19 protein-coding genes are annotated in these 22,035 nt (G+C 44.5%); 14 read left to right on the forward strand and 5 right to left on the reverse strand.

What is annotated here, in order from left to right:
- Positions 1-156: 156 nt before the first annotated feature.
- Positions 157-1,905, reverse strand: a complete 1,749-nt coding sequence (locus tag HMPREF3090_RS06535) for an ABC transporter ATP-binding protein (RefSeq protein ID WP_067973621.1) — start codon at positions 1,903-1,905, stop codon at positions 157-159.
- Complete coding sequence (locus HMPREF3090_RS06540) at positions 1,898-3,616, reverse strand: ABC transporter ATP-binding protein (RefSeq protein ID WP_067973618.1); 1,719 nt, start codon at positions 3,614-3,616, stop codon at positions 1,898-1,900. The genes HMPREF3090_RS06535 and HMPREF3090_RS06540 overlap by 8 nt, the downstream gene beginning before the upstream one ends.
- A 170-nt stretch (positions 3,617-3,786) precedes the next feature.
- Between HMPREF3090_RS06540 and HMPREF3090_RS06545 the strand changes: the two genes are divergently transcribed.
- Complete coding sequence (locus HMPREF3090_RS06545) at positions 3,787-4,083, forward strand: hypothetical protein (protein WP_067973615.1); 297 nt, start codon at positions 3,787-3,789, stop codon at positions 4,081-4,083.
- Here the strand turns inward: HMPREF3090_RS06545 and HMPREF3090_RS06550 are convergent.
- Complete coding sequence (locus tag HMPREF3090_RS06550) at positions 4,073-4,945, reverse strand: fumarylacetoacetate hydrolase family protein (RefSeq protein WP_067973611.1); 873 nt, start codon at positions 4,943-4,945, stop codon at positions 4,073-4,075. The two genes, HMPREF3090_RS06545 and HMPREF3090_RS06550, sit on opposite strands and share 11 nt — an antisense overlap.
- 239 nt (positions 4,946-5,184) lie before the next feature.
- On the opposite strand from HMPREF3090_RS06550, the gene rpsF reads away from it, so the two are divergent.
- The 7 genes from rpsF (at position 5,185) to HMPREF3090_RS06580 (ending at position 14,401) form a co-directional block, all read left to right on the forward strand.
- A complete protein-coding gene (gene rpsF, locus HMPREF3090_RS06555; RefSeq protein WP_067973608.1) occupies positions 5,185-5,475 on the forward strand; it encodes a 30S ribosomal protein S6 in 291 nt (96 codons plus the stop codon).
- Between the two features lie 33 nt (positions 5,476-5,508).
- Positions 5,509-6,099 (forward strand): single-stranded DNA-binding protein, encoded by a 591-nt coding sequence (gene ssb, locus HMPREF3090_RS06560; protein WP_067973604.1) that lies wholly within the window; start codon positions 5,509-5,511, stop codon positions 6,097-6,099.
- Between the two features lie 26 nt (positions 6,100-6,125).
- Positions 6,126-6,365 (forward strand): 30S ribosomal protein S18, encoded by a 240-nt coding sequence (gene rpsR, locus HMPREF3090_RS09660; protein WP_083272419.1) that lies wholly within the window; start codon positions 6,126-6,128, stop codon positions 6,363-6,365.
- A 2,690-nt stretch (positions 6,366-9,055) separates the two neighbouring features.
- Positions 9,056-11,077, forward strand: coding sequence for a DHH family phosphoesterase (locus HMPREF3090_RS06565; RefSeq protein ID WP_067973600.1), 2,022 nt, complete (start codon positions 9,056-9,058; stop codon positions 11,075-11,077).
- 2 nt (positions 11,078-11,079) lie between these two features.
- The gene (gene rplI / locus HMPREF3090_RS06570) at positions 11,080-11,532 is read left to right on the forward strand and encodes a 50S ribosomal protein L9 (RefSeq protein ID WP_067973596.1); all 453 of its coding nucleotides are present in this window, start codon (positions 11,080-11,082) and stop codon (positions 11,530-11,532) included.
- Between the two features lie 124 nt (positions 11,533-11,656).
- Entirely contained in the window at positions 11,657-13,033 is a 1,377-nt protein-coding gene (gene dnaB, locus HMPREF3090_RS06575) for a replicative DNA helicase (protein WP_067973592.1), read from the forward strand.
- Positions 13,034-13,108: 75 nt separating this feature from the next.
- Entirely contained in the window at positions 13,109-14,401 is a 1,293-nt protein-coding gene (locus tag HMPREF3090_RS06580; protein ID WP_067973589.1) for an adenylosuccinate synthase, read from the forward strand.
- Positions 14,402-14,789: 388 nt separating this feature from the next.
- Here the strand turns inward: HMPREF3090_RS06580 and HMPREF3090_RS06585 are convergent, their stop codons facing one another.
- Positions 14,790-15,395: a GNAT family N-acetyltransferase gene (locus HMPREF3090_RS06585; RefSeq protein WP_067973586.1), complete on the reverse strand. Its 606-nt coding sequence runs from the start codon at positions 15,393-15,395 to the stop codon at positions 14,790-14,792.
- Between the two features lie 132 nt (positions 15,396-15,527).
- Here HMPREF3090_RS06585 and HMPREF3090_RS06590 point away from each other — a divergent pair, with 132 nt between their 5' ends.
- The 4 genes from HMPREF3090_RS06590 (at position 15,528) to HMPREF3090_RS06605 (ending at position 18,931) form a co-directional block, all read left to right on the forward strand.
- Complete coding sequence (locus HMPREF3090_RS06590; RefSeq protein ID WP_067973582.1) at positions 15,528-16,037, forward strand: FUSC family protein; 510 nt, start codon at positions 15,528-15,530, stop codon at positions 16,035-16,037.
- 101 nt (positions 16,038-16,138) lie between these two features.
- The gene (locus tag HMPREF3090_RS06595) at positions 16,139-17,374 is read left to right on the forward strand and encodes a DUF1576 domain-containing protein (protein WP_148130137.1); all 1,236 of its coding nucleotides are present in this window, start codon (positions 16,139-16,141) and stop codon (positions 17,372-17,374) included.
- Positions 17,343-17,690 carry a hypothetical protein gene (locus tag HMPREF3090_RS06600; protein WP_067973574.1) on the forward strand — a complete coding sequence of 116 codons (348 nt, stop codon included), beginning with the start codon at positions 17,343-17,345 and terminating at the stop codon, positions 17,688-17,690. Before HMPREF3090_RS06595 ends, HMPREF3090_RS06600 begins: the two co-directional genes overlap by 32 nt.
- A gap of 224 nt (positions 17,691-17,914) precedes the next feature.
- The gene (locus tag HMPREF3090_RS06605) at positions 17,915-18,931 is read left to right on the forward strand and encodes a PTS sugar transporter subunit IIC (RefSeq protein ID WP_067973569.1); all 1,017 of its coding nucleotides are present in this window, start codon (positions 17,915-17,917) and stop codon (positions 18,929-18,931) included.
- A gap of 140 nt (positions 18,932-19,071) precedes the next feature.
- Here the strand turns inward: HMPREF3090_RS06605 and glyA are convergent, their stop codons facing one another.
- Positions 19,072-20,292, reverse strand: a complete 1,221-nt coding sequence (glyA, locus tag HMPREF3090_RS06610; protein WP_067973566.1) for a serine hydroxymethyltransferase — start codon at positions 20,290-20,292, stop codon at positions 19,072-19,074.
- A gap of 258 nt (positions 20,293-20,550) precedes the next feature.
- On the opposite strand from glyA, the gene HMPREF3090_RS06615 reads away from it, so the two are divergent.
- Both HMPREF3090_RS06615 and HMPREF3090_RS06620 read left to right on the forward strand, forming a co-directional pair.
- The gene (locus HMPREF3090_RS06615) at positions 20,551-21,345 is read left to right on the forward strand and encodes a threonine/serine exporter family protein (RefSeq protein ID WP_067973563.1); all 795 of its coding nucleotides are present in this window, start codon (positions 20,551-20,553) and stop codon (positions 21,343-21,345) included.
- Positions 21,342-21,809, forward strand: a complete 468-nt coding sequence (locus tag HMPREF3090_RS06620; RefSeq protein WP_067973560.1) for a threonine/serine exporter family protein — start codon at positions 21,342-21,344, stop codon at positions 21,807-21,809. Before HMPREF3090_RS06615 ends, HMPREF3090_RS06620 begins: the two co-directional genes overlap by 4 nt.
- Positions 21,810-22,035: the final 226 nt, after the last annotated feature.

Raw genomic sequence — 22,035 nt, forward strand, 5'->3', positions numbered from 1 at the left:
AGAGGTCCCTTTTTCCCGCATCCTCTCACACCCTGATCTAGTCGGGTTCGGTCGCTTAGCTTTCGTGTCACTTCACAAGTCTCCGCCGCAGTCTTACAGACTGCTCTGGTGACTTGCTCCAGCGAACGAAAGCTACCCGCGCGCCCTCACACCCTTTTATTCAGCGAATTGGCTTTGGTAGAGTTTGGCGTAGGTGCCGTTGAGGGCGAGGAGTTCTTGGTGGCTACCCTGTTCAACGATGTCCCCCTGGTCGAGGACGAGGATGCGGTCGGCGTCGACGATGGTGGAGAGGCGGTGGGCGATGACGAAGTTGGTCCGCCCAGTCATGAGATTGGCCATGGCTTCTTGGATGAGGCCTTCTGTCCGGGTGTCGACGGAGGAGGTAGCTTCGTCCAGGATGAGGATGTCAGGGTCCGAGATGAAGGCCCGGGCAATGGTGAGGAGCTGGCGTTGGCCTTGGGAGATGTTGGAGGCTTCTTCGTTGAGTAGGGTGTCGAAGCCATCTGGTAGGCTCTCAATGAAGTGGTAGCAGTGGGCTTGTTTGGCCGCCTGAATCACTTCTTCTTGGCTAGCTCCGGACTTACCATAGCGGATATTTTCTTCGATACTGGCTTGGAGGAGCCAAGTGTCTTGGAGGACCATGCCAAAATGTTGGCGCAGGTTATCGCGCGGTACCTGGCGAATGTCCGTTCCGTTGATCCGGATCGCGCCCTTGCTGACATCGTAGAAGCGCAAGAGGAGGTTGATCAGGGTGGTCTTACCGGCTCCCGTTGGCCCCACAATGGCAATTGTTTGCCCCTGGTCCACTTCTAAACTCAGGTCTTTGATAATAGGATGGCCGGCTTCATAGGCAAAGCCCACATGGTCGAAGCTGATGCTTTCGATAGGTGAGTCAATTCGCGCTTCATCGCATTCCACTTCTTCAGGGGCATCTAAGAATTCGAAGACCCGGTCGGCTGATGCCATGGTCTCTTGGAGGAGGTTGGCCATCTCTGCCATGGTATTGATGGGGCGAGTCATCTTCTGACTGTACTGGATAAAGGCCAAGACGTCCCCGACGAGGATCTGTTGGTTGAGGACGAGGAGGCCGCCGACGATGGCAATAGCGACATAGCCCATGTTGCTGACAAAGGTCATCACAGGTAGGAGGACCCCCGCCATAAAGCTGGCCTTGTAAGACACGTCATAGAGCTTGTCATTGTAGCTACGGAATTCTTTGTCGGCCCGGTCTTCATAGTTATAAGCCTTGATCAGGTCTGTCCCAGTAAAGCTTTCTTCAACGTAGGCGACCATAGCCCCCAGACCCTTTGCCTTGGCACGGAAGTATTTCTGCGACCGGCTGGTAATAAAGCGGGTAGCAAAGAAACTCAGGGGGATGGTGACGAAGAAGATAGCGGTCATCACAGCAGAAATGCGGAGCATCATCACGATAATTCCTAGGAGGAGGATAATCCCGTAGAAGACCTGGCTGATGGTTTGCTGGATATTCTTCCCGAGTACCTCTACATCGCTGGTCATCCGGCTCAAAAGGTCGCCCGTTCGTGCTTGGTCGAAGTAGGCTAAGGGAATATGCTTGACCTTATGAGATACTTCTTCCCTGAGTCTTAAGATAAAGTTCTGGGAAATATAGGTGAGAAGTTGCCCCTGGATGAAATTAAAGACAGCTAGGGCCAAGTAGAGACCGACTAGGATAAGGCAGAGTCGGCCTACTGCCTGGAAGTTAATGGCCTGGCCGGATTGGATATCGTGGAAGAGTTGACTGGTTAAGTCCCCCATCATGCGAGGGGCAATGATATCACAGGCAGCGATGACCAAGGTGGCTAAGACACTGAGAGCTAAGAAGAACTTGTATTGGCCCAGGTAGGCGAGGAGCCGGGGTAAGGTTTTTTGTTTTTGCTTAGGCATGGTCAACCGCCTCCTCTCCTTGACTTAGGGCAATTTCACGGTAAATTTGGTTATTTTCTAGCAAGTCCTCATGGCTGCCGAAACCTTTGACTTGGCCATTATCGAGGACAAGAATTTTATCGGCATGGCGAATGGTAGCCACACGCTGAGCGACAATAATTAAGATGGCCTGGTCCAGGGCTTCCTGAAGGGCCTGGCGGAGTTCGTAGTCCGTCTGATAATCTAAGGCAGAGAAGGAGTCGTCGAAGATATAGACAGGGACCTGCCGACTCAAGGCCCGGGCGATGGCTAGACGTTGGCGTTGGCCGCCTGAGAAGTTATTTCCTCCCCGGATCATGGCTTCATCGAGTGGGCTTTCTTCAGGCAGGAAGTCTCTGGCCTGGGCGATCTCTAGGTTATTCAGCAAGCGGTCGTCACTGACGGCTTCATTACTATAGGATAAGTTGTCACGGATGGACTTGGTGAAGAAGAAGTTTTGCTGGGGCACATAGCTCATCTGGTCGCGTACACTAGCGGCTTCTAAGTCTTCAATATCCTGGTCGTTAATGAGTAAGTGGCCGGCACTTGGATCATAGAATTGGAGCAGGAGTTTGAGCAGGGTCGACTTCCCCGATCCTGTTCCTCCAATAATGCCCAGGGTCTGCCCACGTTCGACCCTAAAGTTAATCTCCTTTAAGGCCGGCAGATTGGCGCCTGGGTAATAGAAGGTCAAGTCACGGGCTTCAATCCGTTGAATCGGCTCTTGGAGGGAGATCTGTCCCCCAATTTCACGCGTTGGATAGGTCAAGAGTTCATTCACCCGCTGGGCCGAGGTAAAGGTTCGCGGCAGCATGGTTAAGAGGTGAGAGATCATGATCAAAGCCGAAAGTACCTGGGTAATATACTGGAGATAAGCCATCATATCTCCAATCTGCAAGTCCCCCTGGTCGATCAGGTGAGAACCAAAATAAGCCACACCAACTAGGGAGAAGTTCAAGATAATGGTCAAAAGAGGCATAACGGTAATCATAATACGGTTCACCTTGAGGGCAGTCTGGTAGTAGTCCTCATTGGCTTCACTGAAGATCTCTTCTTCATAACGGTTACGAGAAAAGGCTCGAATAACCCGCAGCCCCGTCAGACGCTGGCGGAAAAGCAGGTTGATGCGGTCGAGATAGGCTTGCAACTTAGGAAAATAAGGCAAAGCCACTCGAAAGACAATATAGGTCCCGATAAGAATTAAGGGTAAACTGAGAAAAATAACAAAAGACAAGCGGAGATTAGTGGTTAGGGCCATAATCAGCCCGCCCACAAACATTAACAGTCCCCGGACCCAGGGCCGCATGCCCATCAAGGCCATTTGTTCAATTTGATTGACATCATCCGTTGTCCGGGTAATTAAAGAGGAAATTCCGAAGTCTTCGGTCTCATCGAAGGTCATGTGGTTGACCTTGGTATACATCTGGTGGCGGACGTCCCTGGAGAAGCCCATAGTTGCCTTAGCCGAGTGGTAGGCAGCTGAGCCCCGGCAGAGGACGGTCACGAGAACAACAAGCAACATGACGCCCCCGATCTTAAGAATCAGCTGGGTATCCCCATTAGCCACCCCTTGGTCAACCACCGTAGACATTAATTTGGGTAGAAAAAGTTCACCCAGAGCATTTCCGAAGGTCAGTAAAATAACGAGTAAGATTCGCCAACGGTAAGCTCTTAGGTAAGCAAATACTTGCACAATCGAGTGCCTCCAATCTAATCAAACAATCACTATTGATCATAAATGCGTACCCTCCACTTTATCACAAGCCAGGCCAGCAAGCGAATAAAAGAACTCAGCCCTCCTATTTGCAGCTAAGAGAATAAATCCGGTAGAATATAGCTAAGCCTAAGAAAGGAGGGCTCATGATGCTTTATCTTATCTTTCTTATCCTGGCTGTGGTGACCCTAGGACTTGGTTTTTGGGCACTGAAGCAGGACCAGATCGCTTTTTACAGTCTTGACCAAAACCAGGCCGACCACAACCACCTACTTGCCCAGGGATTGGGAGTTAGCCTCCTATTTGCTGGAACGGTTCTAGCCTTTATTTTAGTTATTGTTTATTTCTTCCACTTACCGGCCTATTTATTACTTATTGTGGCAGCCTTCATCTACCTGACAGTCTTTGTCAAATTAGCGCAAATGAAAGGCTCGCTTAAGCAATAGTATTCTCCAGACTGCCGATCCCTTCAATTGTCACACAGACCTGGTCTCCCGGCTGCAGCCAGACTTGGTCTTCAGCTTTTTTACCGGCAATTACCCCATCCGGCGTCCCGGTGAAGATGAGATCACCCGGCTTAAGTGTCATATGACGGGACAGGTAGCTCACAATTTCAGGAATGCTGAAGATCATTTGTTGGGTCGAAGCGGCCTGGACCGTCTGACCGTTCACCTGGCAGCTAATGGCGAGCTGCTGAGGATCAAGCTGGTCTGATAAGCTGACATAGGGACCGACTGGCGCAAAACCATCTCCTGTCTTCCCGACCAACCACTGACTACTGGCGAATTGCCGGTCCCTCAAGGAGAGATCATTACCTGCCGTATAGGCAAAGATCATATCCGGTCGGAAATCTTTTGCTTGGATGTCTTTGATTTCTTCCCCCACGATAGCGACAAGCTCAGCCTCATAGTCGAGCTGGCTGCCATAACTTGGGAAAGGAATCTTTTGCCCAGCCGCTGCCAAGGCATTATTAAACTTAGAGAAGATCGTCGGCTCTTCCCGAGCATCCGACCGGTCCACTTCATCAATATGGTCCTGGTAGTTGAGCCCGACGCAGAGAATTTTCTCCGGCGCTAACACAGCGGGCAGAAAGTCAAAGTCCCCTTCTAAAGGAAGTAGGTCTTGTGGAGTTAAAGCTCTGAGCCGGTCGATTAAGGCCTTGGCCTGGTCAGCCTGCAGGAGGTCATCAATCGAGCGGATCATTAAATTTTCATGGTCAAAGATCCAGTCACTGAGGGCGTAGTGCTTGTCGTTTATGTAAGCACCCAAGCCAGCTTGTCCCTGGTGGAGATAGTTAAAGAATTGCATGGAAAAACCCCTTTCAATAAAAGCTCTTATCTCCATTATAGCCCATCGCTTGGTGGAATGCCCCTAAAATGCTAGGTGGATCCAGATGCCAGCAGAAAAATAATTATGGAAAAATACTGAGCAATTACTTGCGTCATTTTTCCCAGTCTGTTAAAATATAATATTGTGAGTATGAATATACTCTCCTTGCTCTTTTCTAATGAGGAGAGCCACAAGACCAAAAGGAGGTGCGAAAGCCAATGACTAAATATGAAGTTTTATACATTATCCGTCCAGATTTAGATGATGCGTCAAAATCAGCCTTAGTTGAAAACTTTGACAATATCTTAACTTCAAACGGGACTTCAATCATTGAATCAAAAGACTGGCAAAAACGTCGTTTCGCATACGAAATTGAAGATTTCCGCGAAGGAATCTACCATATCGTAGAATGTGAAGCTGAAGATGCTGAAGGCATCAACGAATTTGACCGTCTCGCTAAGATCAACGACGGCATTTTACGTCACATGATCACTAAAATTGAAGCTTAATGAAGACTAAGATTACGAGAGAGGGATTATCATATGATTAACAATGTCGTATTAGTTGGCCGATTAACTCGAGAAGTCGATTTACGTTATACGCAAAGCGGCATCGCTGTTGCTAACTTTACAGTAGCTTGTGATCGCAACTTTCGTAATTCACAGGGTGAAACTGAGACAGACTTCATTTCCTGTGTGATGTGGCGTAAGTCAGCCGAAAATTTTGCTAAGTTTACCCGGAAAGGTTCCCTCGTCGGAATTGAAGGGAGCATTCAAACGCGTAACTACGAAAACCAACAAGGGCAACGTGTTTACGTAACAGAAGTTTTAGCTAATAATTTCAGCTTACTAGAACCAAAATCAGTTACTGAAAGTCGTCCACAATCTAACAACAATTCATATGGTAACAATGCTTACCAAGGCAATAACTTTGGTTCATCAAACCAAAACCAAGATCCATTTGCTTCCCAAGCAAATCAAGATCCTTTTGCCTCTAATGATAATTCTTCTCCGTTTAGTGCAGGCGGATTTGGCAATGATAACCCATTTGCTTCTGGTAACAACGACCAGAACCAATCATCTAACAATGATGGGTCTTCGATTAATATTGCCGATGATGACCTGCCATTCTAAAAATGGAATAAAGGAGGATAATGAACATGGCACAAAATCGTCGTCGTGGTGGCCGTAGACGTAGAAAAGTATGTTTCTTCTGCGCTAACCATGTAGATCACATTGATTTTAAAGATACAGATTTATTACAACGTTATATTTCTGAAAAAGGTAAAATCTTACCTCGCCGTGTAACTGGTACATGTGCAAAACACCAACGTGCTTTAGCAACTGCTATTAAACGTTCACGTGTAATGGCCCTATTACCATTTACCGTTCAGGACTAATAGAAGAGAGCACCGGGTATTAACCGGGTGCTTTTTTTATGCCTGTGTATAAACATATGTTCCTAAAACAAGAGTTTTCCACATGTTAATTCTTTTTATGCACAGTTGTGGATATTTATGAGAATAACTGTGGATTGTTCCACGTGAAACAGCCCAGCACTTATCCACAAATTCTATCCACAATGCTGTTTATAAGTGGATAAGTCTGTTGAATTGTGGATAAGATGTTTGAAAACAGGAGTTTTTGTCCATTGATAGGAACGTATGTTCTCTTTAACGACAATTACTATTGATGATTAGATAAAAAAGTACTTACATATGGAAAATTCTAAGCCTAATGTGGATATCCTTGGATTGTGGATAAAAATAAGAAAATAATATTGCTGTACCCTAGTGTGGATAAGTGAAAATTTTCCTTTTATAAAACTGTGTATAAGTTCTTCTAGCTAAAAAGTGATTAGCGATGTGACTAGATCTTTTAATGTGCCACGTGGAACAAAATGAATTTTTTAATGGCTATTAAGGGCAATATGTTAGCGTAAAAGTTATTATCTTTAACTTGTCAAAGCTAAGAAATTAAAACTAACAAGTCTATAATAAAGAATGTGGCTCATTCCCCATCGATGAGTTTTTGAGAATACATAGCCCAATAAAAAATAGTGAATTAGTCTTGAGTTAATGAAAAGATCTAACTTCCTAGCAGATTTAGGATAACTTTGACCAAAATAATCTTAATATAATACTTTCCTAAGCAAGAATACGTATTATTGAATCACCAGAGTGTGTAATAAATAAAAGAGAGATGATTTTTCTGCAAGCATGCAGGAAGTATCATCTCTCTTTTTTATAGTTTGCTAGTGATGTTAATAAGCCGTAAGTTAAAGAAATAGTGCTTTCCTAAAATTAGTAAATAAATGTTGAATATATTGCTAGCTTTATTTAATTCAGTTCTATGTTTCACGTGGAACAATTGACTTTGTGTGCCCACAGAAGCCTTTTTACTAAATATGGCAGACATCTATAAACTAGCGCTAAATTTCAAGTTAGTTAATGAAAAGTATTGTTGACTATAACTAATTACTTTCCCCAAAAAAATGTCTTCTTTAAAAAAGGATAATGAATGTGATATGTAGGATAAATAGATTAATTTTAATTCTATATGAGCGTGTGACAAAAGTAGATTAGTCCTGAATTCGGCTTAACGTATATATCTGTAATTCGCTAGCTTTCGATCAGCTATAGCAACTATCTGTGAACTATGGGAAAGTGTTGGTAAAGGATTGGACATAGTTAGTAATTGGATTCATTTTCCAACTTTCATGTGACTTCACAAGTCTCCGTCACATAGTCAAGTATTGCAGACTTATTCTAATTCTTATGGCTTACTCCAGTGAACAAAAGTTAAGCGGACAAAGCCTTACACTCACACTCTTGGTATAGTTGTTGAGTTGGCTTCGCAAAATTAGACTTGAAATGATTTCAGGTTAACGAAAGGTCTAACTAGTATCATCCTAATTCTATAATTCTCCATATCATTTAGTTTAAAAACTAGCAATATTAAATTAATTTATCCAAGCGGAGGAGGCCAGTGGAGAATCATTAATACTGAATGAAAGTGTGATCCTTCCTATTTGTGTTTCACGTGAAACAATGATTGTAGATATTTGTCTCTTGCTTATTTATTATATACTGTAATTGTTAATCATGTATAGTTGCTATCTGTGACTGGTAAATCTATATTATAAGTTCAATCCTTAAAATTGGGAGGAAGCGATAGCTTTTATTTAGACAAGGAAGAGTGGATTGTAAATGCTTACTGTTGATTAGTTAGTTTTGAATCAGCTAACTAGCCTAGTACCACATCCTAATATCCGTATCCCATGACAACTCGTACATGGTGAAAAATTATGGGGAAATCTTTAGCTTGGTTGATGGATGAATTTTAATTTGTAGTTGGCTTTAAGAAAAAATGATTTTAGATAGGGAGGTCTGTCCAGTTAAAGGAAGAGTTCCACTTTGATATCTAATACTTTATCCTCTAGTTCTTCTTTTTTTATTGGCAAGTTTCGATTGCTTGAAATGAAAATATCAAAATCGACTTTAATTCACTATGAAGCTTGTTGCCCAGAGTTAATTGCTTTTGTAAGATAAATGCTTAGTTTTCTTTATCGTAATGATTAATATCTTTCCTATTAACTTTTTCCAGCTATGTTTCACGTGAAACATTTTAAAATTGGATGCTTAATAAATTGGAATCAGTATTAGTGTTTCACGTGGAACATTTATAAAAAAAATAGAAATAGTAAAATTTATTTTTTATAACTGAGCAAAAATATTTCTCAATGATTGATAGCAAGTGATAATAAAGTGTTTATTTAACATATAAAGACAATAGTTTGAGTTTTACTTCTTTTACTCTATGTGAAGCTTACTTTATTAATTTGTTTCACCAAAAAAGTGATTTTATTTTGTTTCACGTGAAACACTTTATTAAAATTAATAGTAAAAATAAAGAGAAAACATAAAGTTTGACTAAAAAAATGTTTCACGTGTAACATTTATATAGGGAACACATGTTCTTTTATCCTTTTCTTTTTGCCTGTTTCACGGTATAATAGAGATGATTGAAATTAATTTAAAAATAAGCTAAGTGTGTTAAAATATCCTTATATGAAATGAAGGAGTAGATCATGCAAAAAAATTACAAGCAGTCTAAGCAGCATCCTGAATTAAAAGATGGTCGCATTTCTCTTGCGATTGGGATTGCTGCACTCTTACTCTTGGCTTGTGCCATCCTAGCCTTTATCTCTAGTGTGAAATTAGGGGCTCTCATCCTCGTATTAGTTATCTTAGTAGCTTTAGTTTTACTTTATGCTTGGAATGCCCTGGAATATGAGTTTGCCAAGCAAATGGAGCGGCTCGAAAATCGTTTGCAATCGGTTCAGAATGAGATTTTATTGCAGATGCCGATTGGTATTATCTTGTTTAATCCGAATGATAATTTGATCGACTGGGTGAATCCTTATTTATTGAAGTATTTTGACCGTAATGATTTGATTGGCCACGAACTCGAAGAAATTGATGAAGATTTGGCCGAGGTTTTCCATCGCTTATATGAGGAAGAGGGCCAATCAACGGATCGGATTCAATGGCAGGATCGATTCTTTGATGTGGGGCTTTTGCGCGACCAGCGGGCTATGTATTTCATGGATGTGACTAAGTATGGTGAAATTAGCCAGGCTGCCAGCAATAACCGTATGATTATCGGCCATATTTTGGTGGATAATTATGATGAAATCATGTCGGCCTTGAATGACCGCCGCAAGTCAACGATCGATAACTACATGACCAAGCAATTGTCGACTTGGGGTCGAAAGTATAATAGTTTTGTTAAAGAATTGGATGATGACCGCTTCCTTCTCATCGGGACTTACGGGGCCTTGCAAGAGATGGAAGAGGATAAATTCCAGATTATCGATACCATCCGGGAAGCCACTTCTAAGTGGAACTTCCCACTGACCCTTTCAATTGGGATTTCTTATCGTGAGATGGATGACCCGCTGAGTATTAGCGAAATCGGGGACCAAGCCCAAGCCAATGTGGACCTGGCCTTGAGCCGTGGGGGTGACCAAGTTGTCATCAAAGTTAAGAACCAAAAGGCCCGTTACTATGGGGGAAAAACCAATCCAATGGTTAAGCGGACCCATGTGCGGTCGCGGCAAATTGCCAATACGATTGCTAAGATGATGCAGGAAAACCAAACCATCTTTGTTATGGGGCACGATTATCCCGATATGGATGCTATTGGTGCATGTGTGGGAATTCGGCGTATTGCTCAAATGAATAATAGCCACTGCTATATCGTGGTGAATGAAGATCGGATCAACCAGGATATTAAGCGGGTAATTGAGGAATTACGTCAAGATCCTGATAATGCAGAGGCTATTATTTCGCCAAGCCAGGCCGAAGAGATGGTCCAACCAGACTCTCTTGTCTTCTTGGTGGATGTTCACCGGCCTTCTATTACGGTAGCCCCTGAATTAATTGAAGCTGTTAATGGGATTGTGGTTATTGACCACCACCGGAAAGGCGAAGAAGTGGCCAACAATATTCTCTTAGAATACATTGAGCCCTATGCTTCCTCGGCCTGCGAATTGATTACGGAATTCTTTGAATACCAGAATCCAGAAGGCAGTCCAGTTAATCGCTTGGAAGCGACGATCATGTTGGCAGGGATTACTGTTGACTCGCGAAACTTCTCTTTGCGTACGGGCTCACGGACCTTTGATGCAGCTTCTTATCTGAAGTCCAATGGGGCCGATTCCATTCTCATCCAAGAGTTCTTGAAGGAGGACCTCAATGATTATATCGACCGCAGCCAATTGATCGAGAGCGTTCAGTATGTTGAGCCCAATATGGGGATTGCCCAGGGGCCGGACGGTCAAGTGTATTCCACTGTGATTGCCGCCCAAGCAGCGGACACCCTCTTGTCTATGAATGGGATAGCTGCTTCCTTCGTTGTCTTCCAACGCAATGATGGTCGGGTCGGCATCTCGGCTCGGAGTATGGGGAATGTCAACGTGCAAACGATTATGGAAGAACTAGGTGGTGGCGGCCACTTATCCAATGCTGCCACACAGATTTCCGATGTCACGGTGAGTGAAGCGGTCGACCAGTTGAAAGCAGTTTTAGCAAAAGATAAGGAGGAATAAGGATGAAAGTCATATTCTTACAAGATGTTAAAAAACAAGGTAAAAAAGGTGAAATTAAGGAAGTTTCTACCGGCTATGCGCAAAACTACCTGATTAAAAAAGGCCTAGCTAAAGAAGCAACTAATAGTGCCATCTCTGCCCTCAAAGGCAAACAGAAGGCAGAAGCCAAAGAAGCCGCTGAAGAAAAGGCAGAAGCTGAAAAATTAAAGGCCCTTCTAGAAGATGAGAAAACGGTTGCTGAAGTTAAGGCTAAGGGTGGCGAAGATGGCCGTCTCTTTGGTTCTGTGCCATCTAAGCAGATTGCGACAGCCTTGAAGGACCAATATGGGATTAAGATCGATAAACGGAAGATTGAATTACCCAACCCAATCCGTGCTTTTGGCTATCGGAATGTGCCTGTGAAATTACATCCGGATGTTGAAGCGACGATCCGGGTACATGTTGTTGAGGAATAGAAAATTAAAAAATGAGAATTGAATGGGCTAGGGCTTTTTTTGCCCTGGCTTATTTTCATGAGCTGAAGTTTTTAGTATAATTATTAACGCCTAAAGGACTTGATTTATGACGAAGGGGGAAATCATGGCTGATAGTGACTTAATAGAACGTATTCCTCCTCAGAATATTGAAGCTGAGCAGGCAGTATTGGGTTCAATTTTACTTGAGCCGGATATTTTTACAACTGTCAATGAATTTGTCAGTGAAGAAGATTTTTATAAAAGAAGCCACCGCTTGATTTTTAGCTCTATGCAGCGACTCAATGACCGGGACGAGGCGATTGATGCCTTGACGATCCAGGAAGATCTACAGAGCCGGGGCATGCTGGAGAATATCGGTGGGGCTGACTATATTTTTGAAATTGCTGAGAAGACACCGACGGCAGCGAATGCGGAGTATTATGCCAAGATTGTCGAAGAGAAGTCGATCCTTAGAAAGCTGATCCATGCGACCAATACGATTCAGAAGGAATCTTACGGTGAGGAACATGACTTGACGACCATCCTGGATGGAGCCGAGCGGCAAATCCTAGCGGTGAGTGAGAATCGCAATCGGAATGGTTTTATCCATATCTCCCAGGTGCTCCAGGAATCGATTGGACATATTGAAGAATTGTCCAAGCAGCATGAGGCGGTCACGGGGATTGCAACGGGTTACCCTGATCTTGATAAGATGACCACGGGCCTGCATCCGGATGAATTGATTATCCTTGCAGCCCGGCCTGGGGTAGGGAAGACGGCTTTCGTTCTGAATATTGCCCAGAACATTTCGACCAAGCAGAATGGTCGAGTAGCCATCTTCAGTCTGGAAATGGGGGCCGAGTCCTTAGTCAACCGGATGCTCTGTGCAGAAGGCAGTATCGATGCTAACCGTCTGCGGACGGGACGTTTAGAGCCGCAAGAGTGGTCTGACCTAGTCGTTGCCATGGGGGCCCTGGGGGAGTCTGAGATTTACATCGATGACACGCCGGGGATCCGGGTGACAGATATTCGGGCTAAGTCGCGCCGACTCAAACAAGAAAAGGGAGACTTGGACCTGATTGTGATTGACTACTTGCAGTTGATCGAAGGGAGCCGGCGGAGCGAGAACCGCCAGCAGGAAGTGTCTGAGATTTCTCGGCAATTAAAGAAATTAGCTAAAGAACTGAGTGTGCCGGTCATTGCCCTGTCCCAACTTTCTCGGAGTGTGGAACAGCGGCAGGATAAGCGGCCTGTCCTCAGTGATATCCGGGAATCCGGTTCGATCGAGCAGGATGCGGATATTGTTGCCTTCCTTTACCGTGAGGATTATTATCAAAGAGAGGGCAGCGAAGAGGAAGAGAATCCGGATGCTGATAATAACATTATTGAAGTGATTATTGAGAAGAACCGGAGTGGGGCCCGCGGGACAGTGAAATTAATCTTCACTAAGGAATTCAATAAATTCTCCTCGGTAAGTTTCCGCGATGAAGCGGAGATGTAGGGGAGTAAAGACGGTTGTAGCGTCAAAAATACTATCCAATCTATGGATAAGCCAATCGAGAAAGGACTTGGAATTATGTCTGGAATTGTTGTTGTTGGAACACAGTGGGGAGACGAAGGGAAAGGAAAGATTACGGACTTCCTAGCTAAGGAGGCCAGCGCCATTGTCCGCTACCAGGGCGGCGATAACGCCGGTCATACCATCCAATTTGATGGGAAGAAATTTGCCCTCCACTTAATCCCTTCTGGTATCTTCTCGCCAGATAAGTTATCCATTATTGGCAACGGGGTTGTCGTCAATCCCCAAGCCTTAGTCAAAGAATTGAACTATCTTAAGGAGAATGGTGTAGACACGAGCGGTTTACGGATTTCCAACCGGGCCCATGTCATCCTGCCCTACCACATTGAATTAGACCGACTCCAAGAAGAAGCTAAGGGCGACCAAAAGATTGGAACGACCATTAAAGGGATCGGCCCTGCTTATACCGATAAGGCGGCTCGGATCGGGATTCGTTTCTGTGATTTACTGGAAAAGGATACCTTTGCGGAAAAATTAAAGGCGAATTTGGCTTATCACAATCAAGTGATTGAGAAGATTTACCAGGGACAAGCTTTAGATTTTGACTCTATTTTTGAAAGTTACTATGCTTATGGCCAAGAAGTCAAAGACTATGTGGCAGACTCTTCTTATTTGATTGGTCAGTTGATGGACCAAGGGCAGCGTGTCCTCTTTGAAGGAGCCCAAGGAAATATGCTGGATATTGACCAAGGGACCTATCCTTTTGTCACCTCTTCAAATCCTGTAGCTGGGGGCGCCACCGTTGGAACCGGGATCGGTGCGACCCAGATTGATAAGGTTGTTGGGGTCTGCAAGGCCTATACCTCACGTGTGGGTGAAGGGGCCTTCCCAACTGAGCTCTTTGATGAGGTGGGCGACCGCATTCGTGAAGTTGGTCATGAGTATGGAACGACAACGGGTCGGCCACGCCGGGTAGGTTGGTTTGACGCTGTGGTGATGCGCCACTCTAAACGTATCTCTGGCTTAACCGATCTCAGCTTGAACTGTGTCGATGTCCTATCTGGTCTGGGAGAAGTGAAAATCTGCGTAGCCTATGAGAAATCAGATGGCAGTCGGATTGATTACTACCCTGCTAGCCTTAAGGAATTGGCTGATTGTACGCCCATTTATGAAACGCTACCTGGCTGGTCAGAAGATATCACAGCTTGCAAGAGACTTGATGACCTACCTGACAATGCCCGCCGTTATGTGGAACGTGTCAGTGAATTAGTGGGGGTTAGAATTTCTACCTTCTCTGTCGGCCCTGACCGTCAACAAACTAATATTTTGAATGATATTTGGCATAGCTAAGAAGATAAAAAGGCAGCTAAGCGAGAAATGATTGGTTTTCTCGCTTAGCTGCCTTTTAGTTTGGACTGCTATCTTGCTTGGGGTCAGTATATTCTCTGGCTCTTTACTCCAGAGGTCTATTTTTACCCGCGCTCCCTCACACCCTGTAGTCGAGTTCGAGGATGCAGAAAGGGCTCCTCTTCGCAAATGCCCATCGAAGGCCTCCAGCCTTCTCTGGTCTTTTACTCCAGAGGTCCCTTTCTCCCGCATCCTCTCACACCCTGTCTTTTCACACCCTTTAGTCGGGTTCGCAAGAGCAGACTTGAAGTGATTTCACCCAATCGGAACGATCGGCTAAAGCCGCTCTTTTCCGTTTGGGCTCCAATCATTCAAGTCTAACCGCTCTTGCTCACACCCTTTTTTTCATGATATAGAAGCTGCTGAAGTTGGCGGCTTTGGTGAAGGGTTGGAAGAGGCGGGGGATGGTTTGGTGGTCGCTGGTTTTGAAGCCGTTTTGTTCGTAGAATTTTTTGCCGCGGGGGTTGCTGTTGACGACTTCTAGGATGACTTGTTGTTTGTGGTCGGCCTTGGCGGCTTGGCTGGCTTTTTGGAGGAGTTGGCTACCGATGCCTTGGCCCCTGGCTTGGGAGTGGACGGCGAGGAGGTCGATGTGCCAGTCTCTTGCTTGGGCCTTACTTTGGCTGTGCTTGTAGATGTAGTAGCCTAGGCTGCGGATCAGGGAGGGGAAGAAGCCGAATTCTTGGCGGAAGCTCTGCCAGGGGATGGGGAGGAAGTTGGGTTGGTCCCGGCTTTCATAGGAGAGGATGCCTTGGATCTTGCCTTGGTCGCGGACGACGATTAATTGGTCTTCGTTAAAATGTTTAGCGATCAGGCGTTTAGCTTTGGCCTTGTCGCTAGTCATAATCCAAACATAGTGGATTTTGTCTTCGAAGGCATTGACAATGATGTCGGCAACTTGTTCACGTTCACTTGGTGTTAGGGATGAATTTTCCAATACGTCTCCTCCTATTTTCTTTTCCAAAATGCTTTTATTTAGATTTTCTTTAAATTTAGACTTGTTAATTACTAACTTGACCGCTATTATGTTACTTATAAAGTTTTTGTCAGGATGAAAGGAGCCCTTGGGATGGGACAGACAAGATTTCACTTAGGAATGCGGACTTTTAAGACAGGCCTCAGTTTCTTTTTAATCGCCTTGCTATATGATCTCTTTAGCACCCATTCTCCCCAGATTGCTGCCTTGTCTGCTGGATTTAGCCAGCGAACGGATTTCCAGTCGACCAATAAATATGGCCGCCACCGGATTTTTGGGAATTTTATTGGGGGCTTGATGGCCCTTCTCTGTGTCTCTTTGATGACCCTCTTCCCTGATTGGCAGATTTTTTCTTATCTCTTTCCTGCTTTGGGGGTTATGCTCACCATTATCTTAGGCAATGCTTTTAATTCCTCGCAAGCGATTGTAGGTTCCATTGCGATTTATACGATCGTCCTCTATTCCATTCCCGACCAGGAACGGATTCTCTATGTTTTCTGGCGCTTAGTGGATACCTTAGTAGGAGCGGCAGTTGCGCTTTTCGTCGAATGGGCTCTATCGCGAGAAAGGGTGGATGCGGTTAAAAAATTTTTGACAAAATAAGTAAAGCTTAAGGGGGGATCCATTTGTTAGGCACTGTACTCGAACATCTCGATGCCTATTTTTTAAAGAAGAATCTCATTTCTAGCAACTTTTTATACCTTTTGGCCCTATTTTTTATTGTTTGTGGTCTTTTAATCCAGCCCCTGCCTGAACTTTTGCAGGGCTATTGGCAGATTCTCATCGCGCCTTCGAATTTATTGACGGACTATTTTGCTGTCGGAGGCTACGGGGCAACCTTTGTTAATGCCGGGATCCTTATGTTACTGAATGCTTTTATGGTGAGCCGCCATGCCAAATGGATGACAGGGCCACTTTTTGCGGCACTCTTTACTGTAACAGGTTTTGCTTTTTTTGGCAAAAATTTATTCAATACCATTCCCTTTATGATGGGGGCTTGGCTTTATACAAAGTTTTTATCTATTCCTTTTAAAAAAGTCCTGCTGACAGCCCTCTTTTCAACGGCTTTGAGTCCTGTTGTGAGTCTGGTGAGTTTCGGCCAGGGCCTGCCCTTGGCTTGGGGAATTCCTCTGGGCTATGCTTTGGGTATTTTTATTGGCTTTGTGGTGAGTCCCATTGCTTCTTCCTTCCTCCGCTTCCACCTGGGTTTTAACCTTTATAATTTGGGCTTTACCAGTGGAGTTCTGGCTATGGTAGTGGCTAGCGTCATGCGGTCTTTTAAGTTGGCTGTTGACGTGGAGAATATTCAGGTGACGATGAACTATGGGCCGGTCTTTGGCTTTGTCATCTTGCTCTGTCTCTTCCTAATCTTGATGGGCTGGAGTGCCAATCGATTTAGCTTCAAGGGCTACCGGGACTTGACCCGGGAGGCCGGGACCTCGGTGACGGACTTTGTCTTGTTGCATGGGTCAGCCTTGACCCTGGCTAATGTTGGTATTTTGGGCCTTTTAGCGACAGGCTATGTTTGGCTATTGGATGGGGTTTTGAATGGTCCCGTCATGGGAGGTATCTTGACGGTCATGGGTTTTGCGGCCTTTGGGAAGCACCCTCGCAATGTCGCCCCAGTGGTCTTAGGCATCTTCTTAATGCAGTATTTCATGCTGACCCATGATCCCGATATGACTTCCGCTATTCTAGCGGCCTTGTTTGGGACGACTCTGGCTCCAATCGCTGGCCATTACGGACCACTAGCGGGTTTCTTAGCGGGGGCCTTGCATGCGACCCTGGTGAACAATGTAGGGGGCGTCCACGCAGGCTTAAATTTGTACAATAATGGTTTTTCAGGGGGCTTTGTCGCTGCGACGATGGCACCTGTACTCGAGACGATAACAGAATGGAGGCGAGACCGTGCTGAACGCTCAAGAATATCGGAAGGCTAAATTAATTGCGGCTGAGATGATGGATTATTTCTTCAACTACCGGGTTAAAGACCTCAAGCTGGCGGTTAGTTTTGAAGCTGATCGTTTAGTTATCGATTTGATCGGTTCAATGGCTGAGGAGCCAGCGGATATTGAAGAAGTCATGGACCAATTGCAGAAACCGCGCCAGTATGAGGTTGAAGAGTATTATGAAGACCTCTTGGGAATTCGTGAAGACCTCTTAAATACGGAAATTATTGCCGCCATGATCGATGAAGCAACTTATTCCTTTGTTGATGGAAAGGTTCAATTAGAATTGATTCGCTATATCGCTTAAGCAAAATAACTATTTCATACTAATAAATAAGGAAAAACTATATTTTCTCATCAATTAGACATAAATTATAATAAAACTCTCATAATTATGTTATAATTCGAAGTGTAAAGGTGAATTAGACAAGATTTTAGATGAGGAGCCAGAAAATGTTGTTAGTAAGCTAGAAATTTCTGACCAAAGAAAGGAGTTTCCATTTCTTAAATGAGAGGAATGGGAGTCGAATTATGGATGTCTTATTAGGTTTGTTTTACTTAGCTTTGATTTTATCCTTCTTTACACTCTTTAGTTTTAAAGCGCCTTACGGGGCCAAGACCATGAGTGCCTTAGCCGATGCAGCAGTTGCTAGTTTCTTGGTTGAAGCTGTTTATGGGGCCCTTTTCGGAACGATCTTAGACGTGCCCTTCTTGAATGGAATTGCGGAAGCGAACGGTTCCTTAGCTGGGGTAGCTGCGGCTGGGATGGTTCTTCTCCGTTTGGGGTCTAGTCCGGTGAATTCTTTACTTGTGGCTCTGGCTATGATGCAGTTTGGTGTCTTACCAGGTTTTATTGGCGCTTACCTTGTTTCCTTCTTAGTGCGCTATATTCAAGACCATGTTAAAGGGGGCTTGGATGTTTTTGTTGTGGCAGCAACGGCCTTGCCTATTGCCTATGCGGTTGCAGCCCTAATTTCACCGGTTATTGATGCCGCCCTCATTCAGATTGGGACCATTATTGAGGCAGCTTCACATTCAAGTCCACTGTTAATGGGAGCTATTCTAGGAGCGGTTTTCACTGTTGTATCAACAGCGCCACTGAGTTCCATGGCCTTGACCGCTATGATGGGATTAACAGGAAAAGCTATGGCAGTGGCAGGCTTAGCTATTTTCTCCTCGGCAACTGCTAACTATCTACTCTTCACTCGCTTGAAGATTGGAACTAGGGAGGAGAGCCTGAGTGTGGCCTTAGAACCGCTTACCCAAGCCCACTTGGTAACAGCTAATCCGCTACCGGTGTATTCAACCAGTGCCTTGACGGGGGCTTTGGCTGGTATGTATATTGCAACGACTGATTTGGTTAATAATACGCCGGGTACAGCTTCTATTATTCCAGGTATATTAGCTCCCTTAGCGGATAACCCACCGCTTCAGGTATTGTTTGCGGGCGCTATTAGCTTGCTTATCGGAGCCTTTGTCGGTTTCTTTGCGAGTTATTTCTTCCGTCATTACAGGATTTATACTAGTCAAGATATTATTGAGGATTAAGCCTTGGATAAGAGTTTGGTCACTGGCCAGACTCCTTTTTTCTAGTAAGCTAAGCCTCGAAAATAAAAAAGGCATTGGATCAACTGCTAAAAGTTGAATCCAATGCCTTTTATTAAGGACAGCTTGGTTTATTTATGGTTTTATTTAAGAGGGAATTTCTTCACTAAGTCTTGAACTTCTTGTTTAACTTCTTCTTTCACCTTGTCGTCATTGATATTTTCAATGATGCGAACAATCCATTCCGCAACTTTAGCTGCTTCTTCTTCCTTGAAGCCACGAGTCGTAACAGCAGGCGTACCTAAGCGGATACCAGATGCTTTAGTTGGGCTTAAGGTTTCGAATGGGATGGTGTTCTTGTTAACAGTGATACCTACTTCGTCTAAGGCTGCTTCAACTTCTTGACCTGTTAAGTCGCGGTCGATAACCTTGAGCAAGATTAAGTGGTTGTCAGTCCCACCAGATACCATGTGGAGACCAGAGTCGCTAAATACTTTGGCCATGGCTTGAGCATTCTTAACGACTTGGTTTTGGTAGTCTTTGAAGGAATCTTCAAGAGCTTCACCGAAAGCAACTGCTTTACCAGCGATAACGTGTTCTAATGGACCACCTTGCATGCCTGGGAAGACAGCAGAGTTTAATTTCTTAAAGAGGTCTTGGTTATTGGATAAGATAACCCCGCCACGTGGACCACGCAAAGTCTTATGAGTTGTTGAAGTAACAACATCAGCATAAGGAACTGGGTTTTGGTGGAGGCCAACAGCAACTAAACCAGCGATGTGAGCCATATCAACCATGAAGTAAGCGTCAATTGCTTTAGCAATTTCACCGATACGTTTGAAGTCAATTTCGCGTGCATAAGCAGAAGCCCCAGCAACGATTAATTTTGGTTGGACTTCTTTAGCGGTTTCTTCGAGCTTGTCATAATCGATACGTTCAGTTTCTTTGTCTACACCGTAGTCAGCGAAATCATAGAGTTTACCACTTGAGTTAACTTTAGAGCCGTGTGTCAAGTGACCACCATCTGTTAAGTTCATGCCAAGAACTTTATCACCTGGCTGTAAGAGGGCAGAGTAAACAGCCATATTTGCTTGAGCACCTGAGTGAGGTTGAACGTTGGCGTATTCAGCACCGAAGAGTTCTTTTAAGCGGTCAATGGCTAGGGTTTCGATTTCATCAACGAATTCGCACCCACCATAGTAGCGACGGCCAGGATAACCTTCAGCGTATTTGTTAGTGAGTACAGAACCTTGAGCCTCACGAACAGCTGGGGATACCCAGTTTTCACTCGCGATTAACTCAATCCCATTTTGCTGGCGTTCAAATTCCTTATCGATATAATCAAATACAACATCTCTTGACATATGCTATACCTCCATAATTTTTTTCTGACTTTTCATCGTCAAGATTATAGTATCATTAAATTAAAAATTTCACAAGTAAAATATGTAAGCCCTTTATATATTTATTTGATAATATCTATGAAGACTACATTTTTTGTTCATTATTTGCCCCTAAAATGAGAGAAATATCTCATATTTTGACTTTTCATATAATAATAAAGGAACAGTATGATAAAATAAATAGTAATTATAATATGTACAGTGGAGGGAGTGACGGGAATGGCCGTAAATGAGAAACAAGTTCCTAAGAAATTACTCTTAGAGACGGCCCTGTTAGCTGGAAAGATTATGACGGAGAGTAACTCTGAAACTTACCGCGTGGAAGATACTATGGAGCGAATCTTAAGTTATTCGAACCTCTACTCGACAGTTGCTATATCCTATGCAACGGGCCTTTATGCCTCACTCGATGACTTGAATGAGGCCAATAATCGTTTAGTGGGGATTAAACGGATCCAAACGCGGGGGAGTGTCTTGCATAAGGTATCCAAGGTGAATACAGTATCTCGACAATTGACCAATGGAGAAATCACCTTGGCCGTAGCTTATCTGAAGCTGTTAAAGATTGATTCAGAAAGCAATCCCTACCCGATCCATATGCGCTTTGTTGGCGTGATTGGTCTGGGGATGTGTTTTGCTGTCCTCTTTGGCGGGGGCGTAGATGAGTTTATCGTGACGACCTTTGATGCCGTCTTCTTATCGGGTCTGATGTACATGACGGCGCGTTATGAGATATCTAGTCCGGTCGAGAATGTATTCTGTACCATGATGATCACGCTATTTGCCTATGCCATGCAGGCTTGGTATTTCCCTAATGTTTCCTTGGGGATTGTGATTGTTTCGACCTTGATGCCCCTGGTGCCCGGGACGGCTATTACCAATTCCTTACGGGATATCTTCCATGAAGATTATCTCGCAGGAGGTGCCCGAGCCATGGAAGCCTTCTTCCAGGCCCTAATGATTGCATTGGGGTCCTTGGTAGCCTTAATTATTATAGGGAGGCTTAGAGGATGATTAACTTTATCTTACAGATTATTGCAGCTTACTTTGTGGGCTATACTTGTTCGATCTGTGTTCAAACGCCCCCACGTCAAATTTACCGGGCGTCAATTATTGCAGCAACAGGCTGGCTGGTCTATTTGATTTGTTTGGATTTTCTGACTTTAGAAGTGGGCGGGGCGACCTATATTGCAAGTTTAGCCATTGCAGGCATGTCTCAATGGTTCTCTCGGCGCTACCACCAACCTGTGACGGTCTTCTTCATTCCGGGATTTTATACCCTAGTGCCTGGGGGCGGCATGTATCGGACGGCTCTTTATCTCATTCAATCCGACTATTCGCGTGGTCTAAGTGAACTTGCGACCACCATGTTTACGGCCCTAGCCATTGCTCTGGCAGTCTTCACCGCAGATACGGTTATCGATATCCTGCGCCGCCAGCGTGAACTAGAGAAGAAAATTCGCAACTGGCGAAAGTGATCCGTATCGAACATCGGCTATTTTTCTGGCTGGTGTTCTTTTTGGCTTTGGGATGCATTGTGGCGTAGAGAGCTGCCCTAGTTATGGATCGTTTATTGTAGTAAAAAAGCTCCGCTAGCTTGGATTAGTTGACTAATCCTCTAGCGGAGCTTTTTCTTTAGTTATTGAAGGGCAGTCACACCCTTCCTAGTGGGGTTCGAGGATGCAGAAAGGGCTCCTCTTCACA

The sequence above is a fragment of the Aerococcus sp. HMSC23C02 genome (assembly GCF_001806805.1).
GTDB lineage: Bacteria > Bacillota > Bacilli > Lactobacillales > Aerococcaceae > Aerococcus > Aerococcus sanguinicola.

Excerpts from the sequence above, each read along its gene's own strand:
- glyA (WP_067973566.1), bottom strand. The coding sequence starts at position 20,292 with ATGTCAAGAGATGTTGTATTTGATTATATCGATAAGGAATTTGAACGC.
- HMPREF3090_RS06605 (WP_067973569.1), top strand. The coding sequence starts at position 17,915 with ATGGATGTCTTATTAGGTTTGTTTTACTTAGCTTTGATTTTATCCTTC.
- HMPREF3090_RS06535 (WP_067973621.1), bottom strand. The coding sequence starts at position 1,905 with ATGCCTAAGCAAAAACAAAAAACCTTACCCCGGCTCCTCGCCTACCTG.
- rplI (WP_067973596.1), top strand. The coding sequence starts at position 11,080 with ATGAAAGTCATATTCTTACAAGATGTTAAAAAACAAGGTAAAAAAGGT.
- HMPREF3090_RS06590 (WP_067973582.1), top strand. The coding sequence starts at position 15,528 with ATGGGACAGACAAGATTTCACTTAGGAATGCGGACTTTTAAGACAGGC.
- HMPREF3090_RS06620 (WP_067973560.1), top strand. The coding sequence starts at position 21,342 with ATGATTAACTTTATCTTACAGATTATTGCAGCTTACTTTGTGGGCTAT.
- rpsF (WP_067973608.1), top strand. The coding sequence starts at position 5,185 with ATGACTAAATATGAAGTTTTATACATTATCCGTCCAGATTTAGATGAT.
- HMPREF3090_RS06615 (WP_067973563.1), top strand. The coding sequence starts at position 20,551 with ATGGCCGTAAATGAGAAACAAGTTCCTAAGAAATTACTCTTAGAGACG.
- HMPREF3090_RS06580 (WP_067973589.1), top strand. The coding sequence starts at position 13,109 with ATGTCTGGAATTGTTGTTGTTGGAACACAGTGGGGAGACGAAGGGAAA.
- dnaB (WP_067973592.1), top strand. The coding sequence starts at position 11,657 with ATGGCTGATAGTGACTTAATAGAACGTATTCCTCCTCAGAATATTGAA.
- HMPREF3090_RS06545 (WP_067973615.1), top strand. The coding sequence starts at position 3,787 with ATGCTTTATCTTATCTTTCTTATCCTGGCTGTGGTGACCCTAGGACTT.
- rpsR (WP_083272419.1), top strand. The coding sequence starts at position 6,126 with ATGGCACAAAATCGTCGTCGTGGTGGCCGTAGACGTAGAAAAGTATGT.
- HMPREF3090_RS06550 (WP_067973611.1), bottom strand. The coding sequence starts at position 4,945 with ATGCAATTCTTTAACTATCTCCACCAGGGACAAGCTGGCTTGGGTGCT.
- HMPREF3090_RS06565 (WP_067973600.1), top strand. The coding sequence starts at position 9,056 with ATGCAAAAAAATTACAAGCAGTCTAAGCAGCATCCTGAATTAAAAGAT.
- ssb (WP_067973604.1), top strand. The coding sequence starts at position 5,509 with ATGATTAACAATGTCGTATTAGTTGGCCGATTAACTCGAGAAGTCGAT.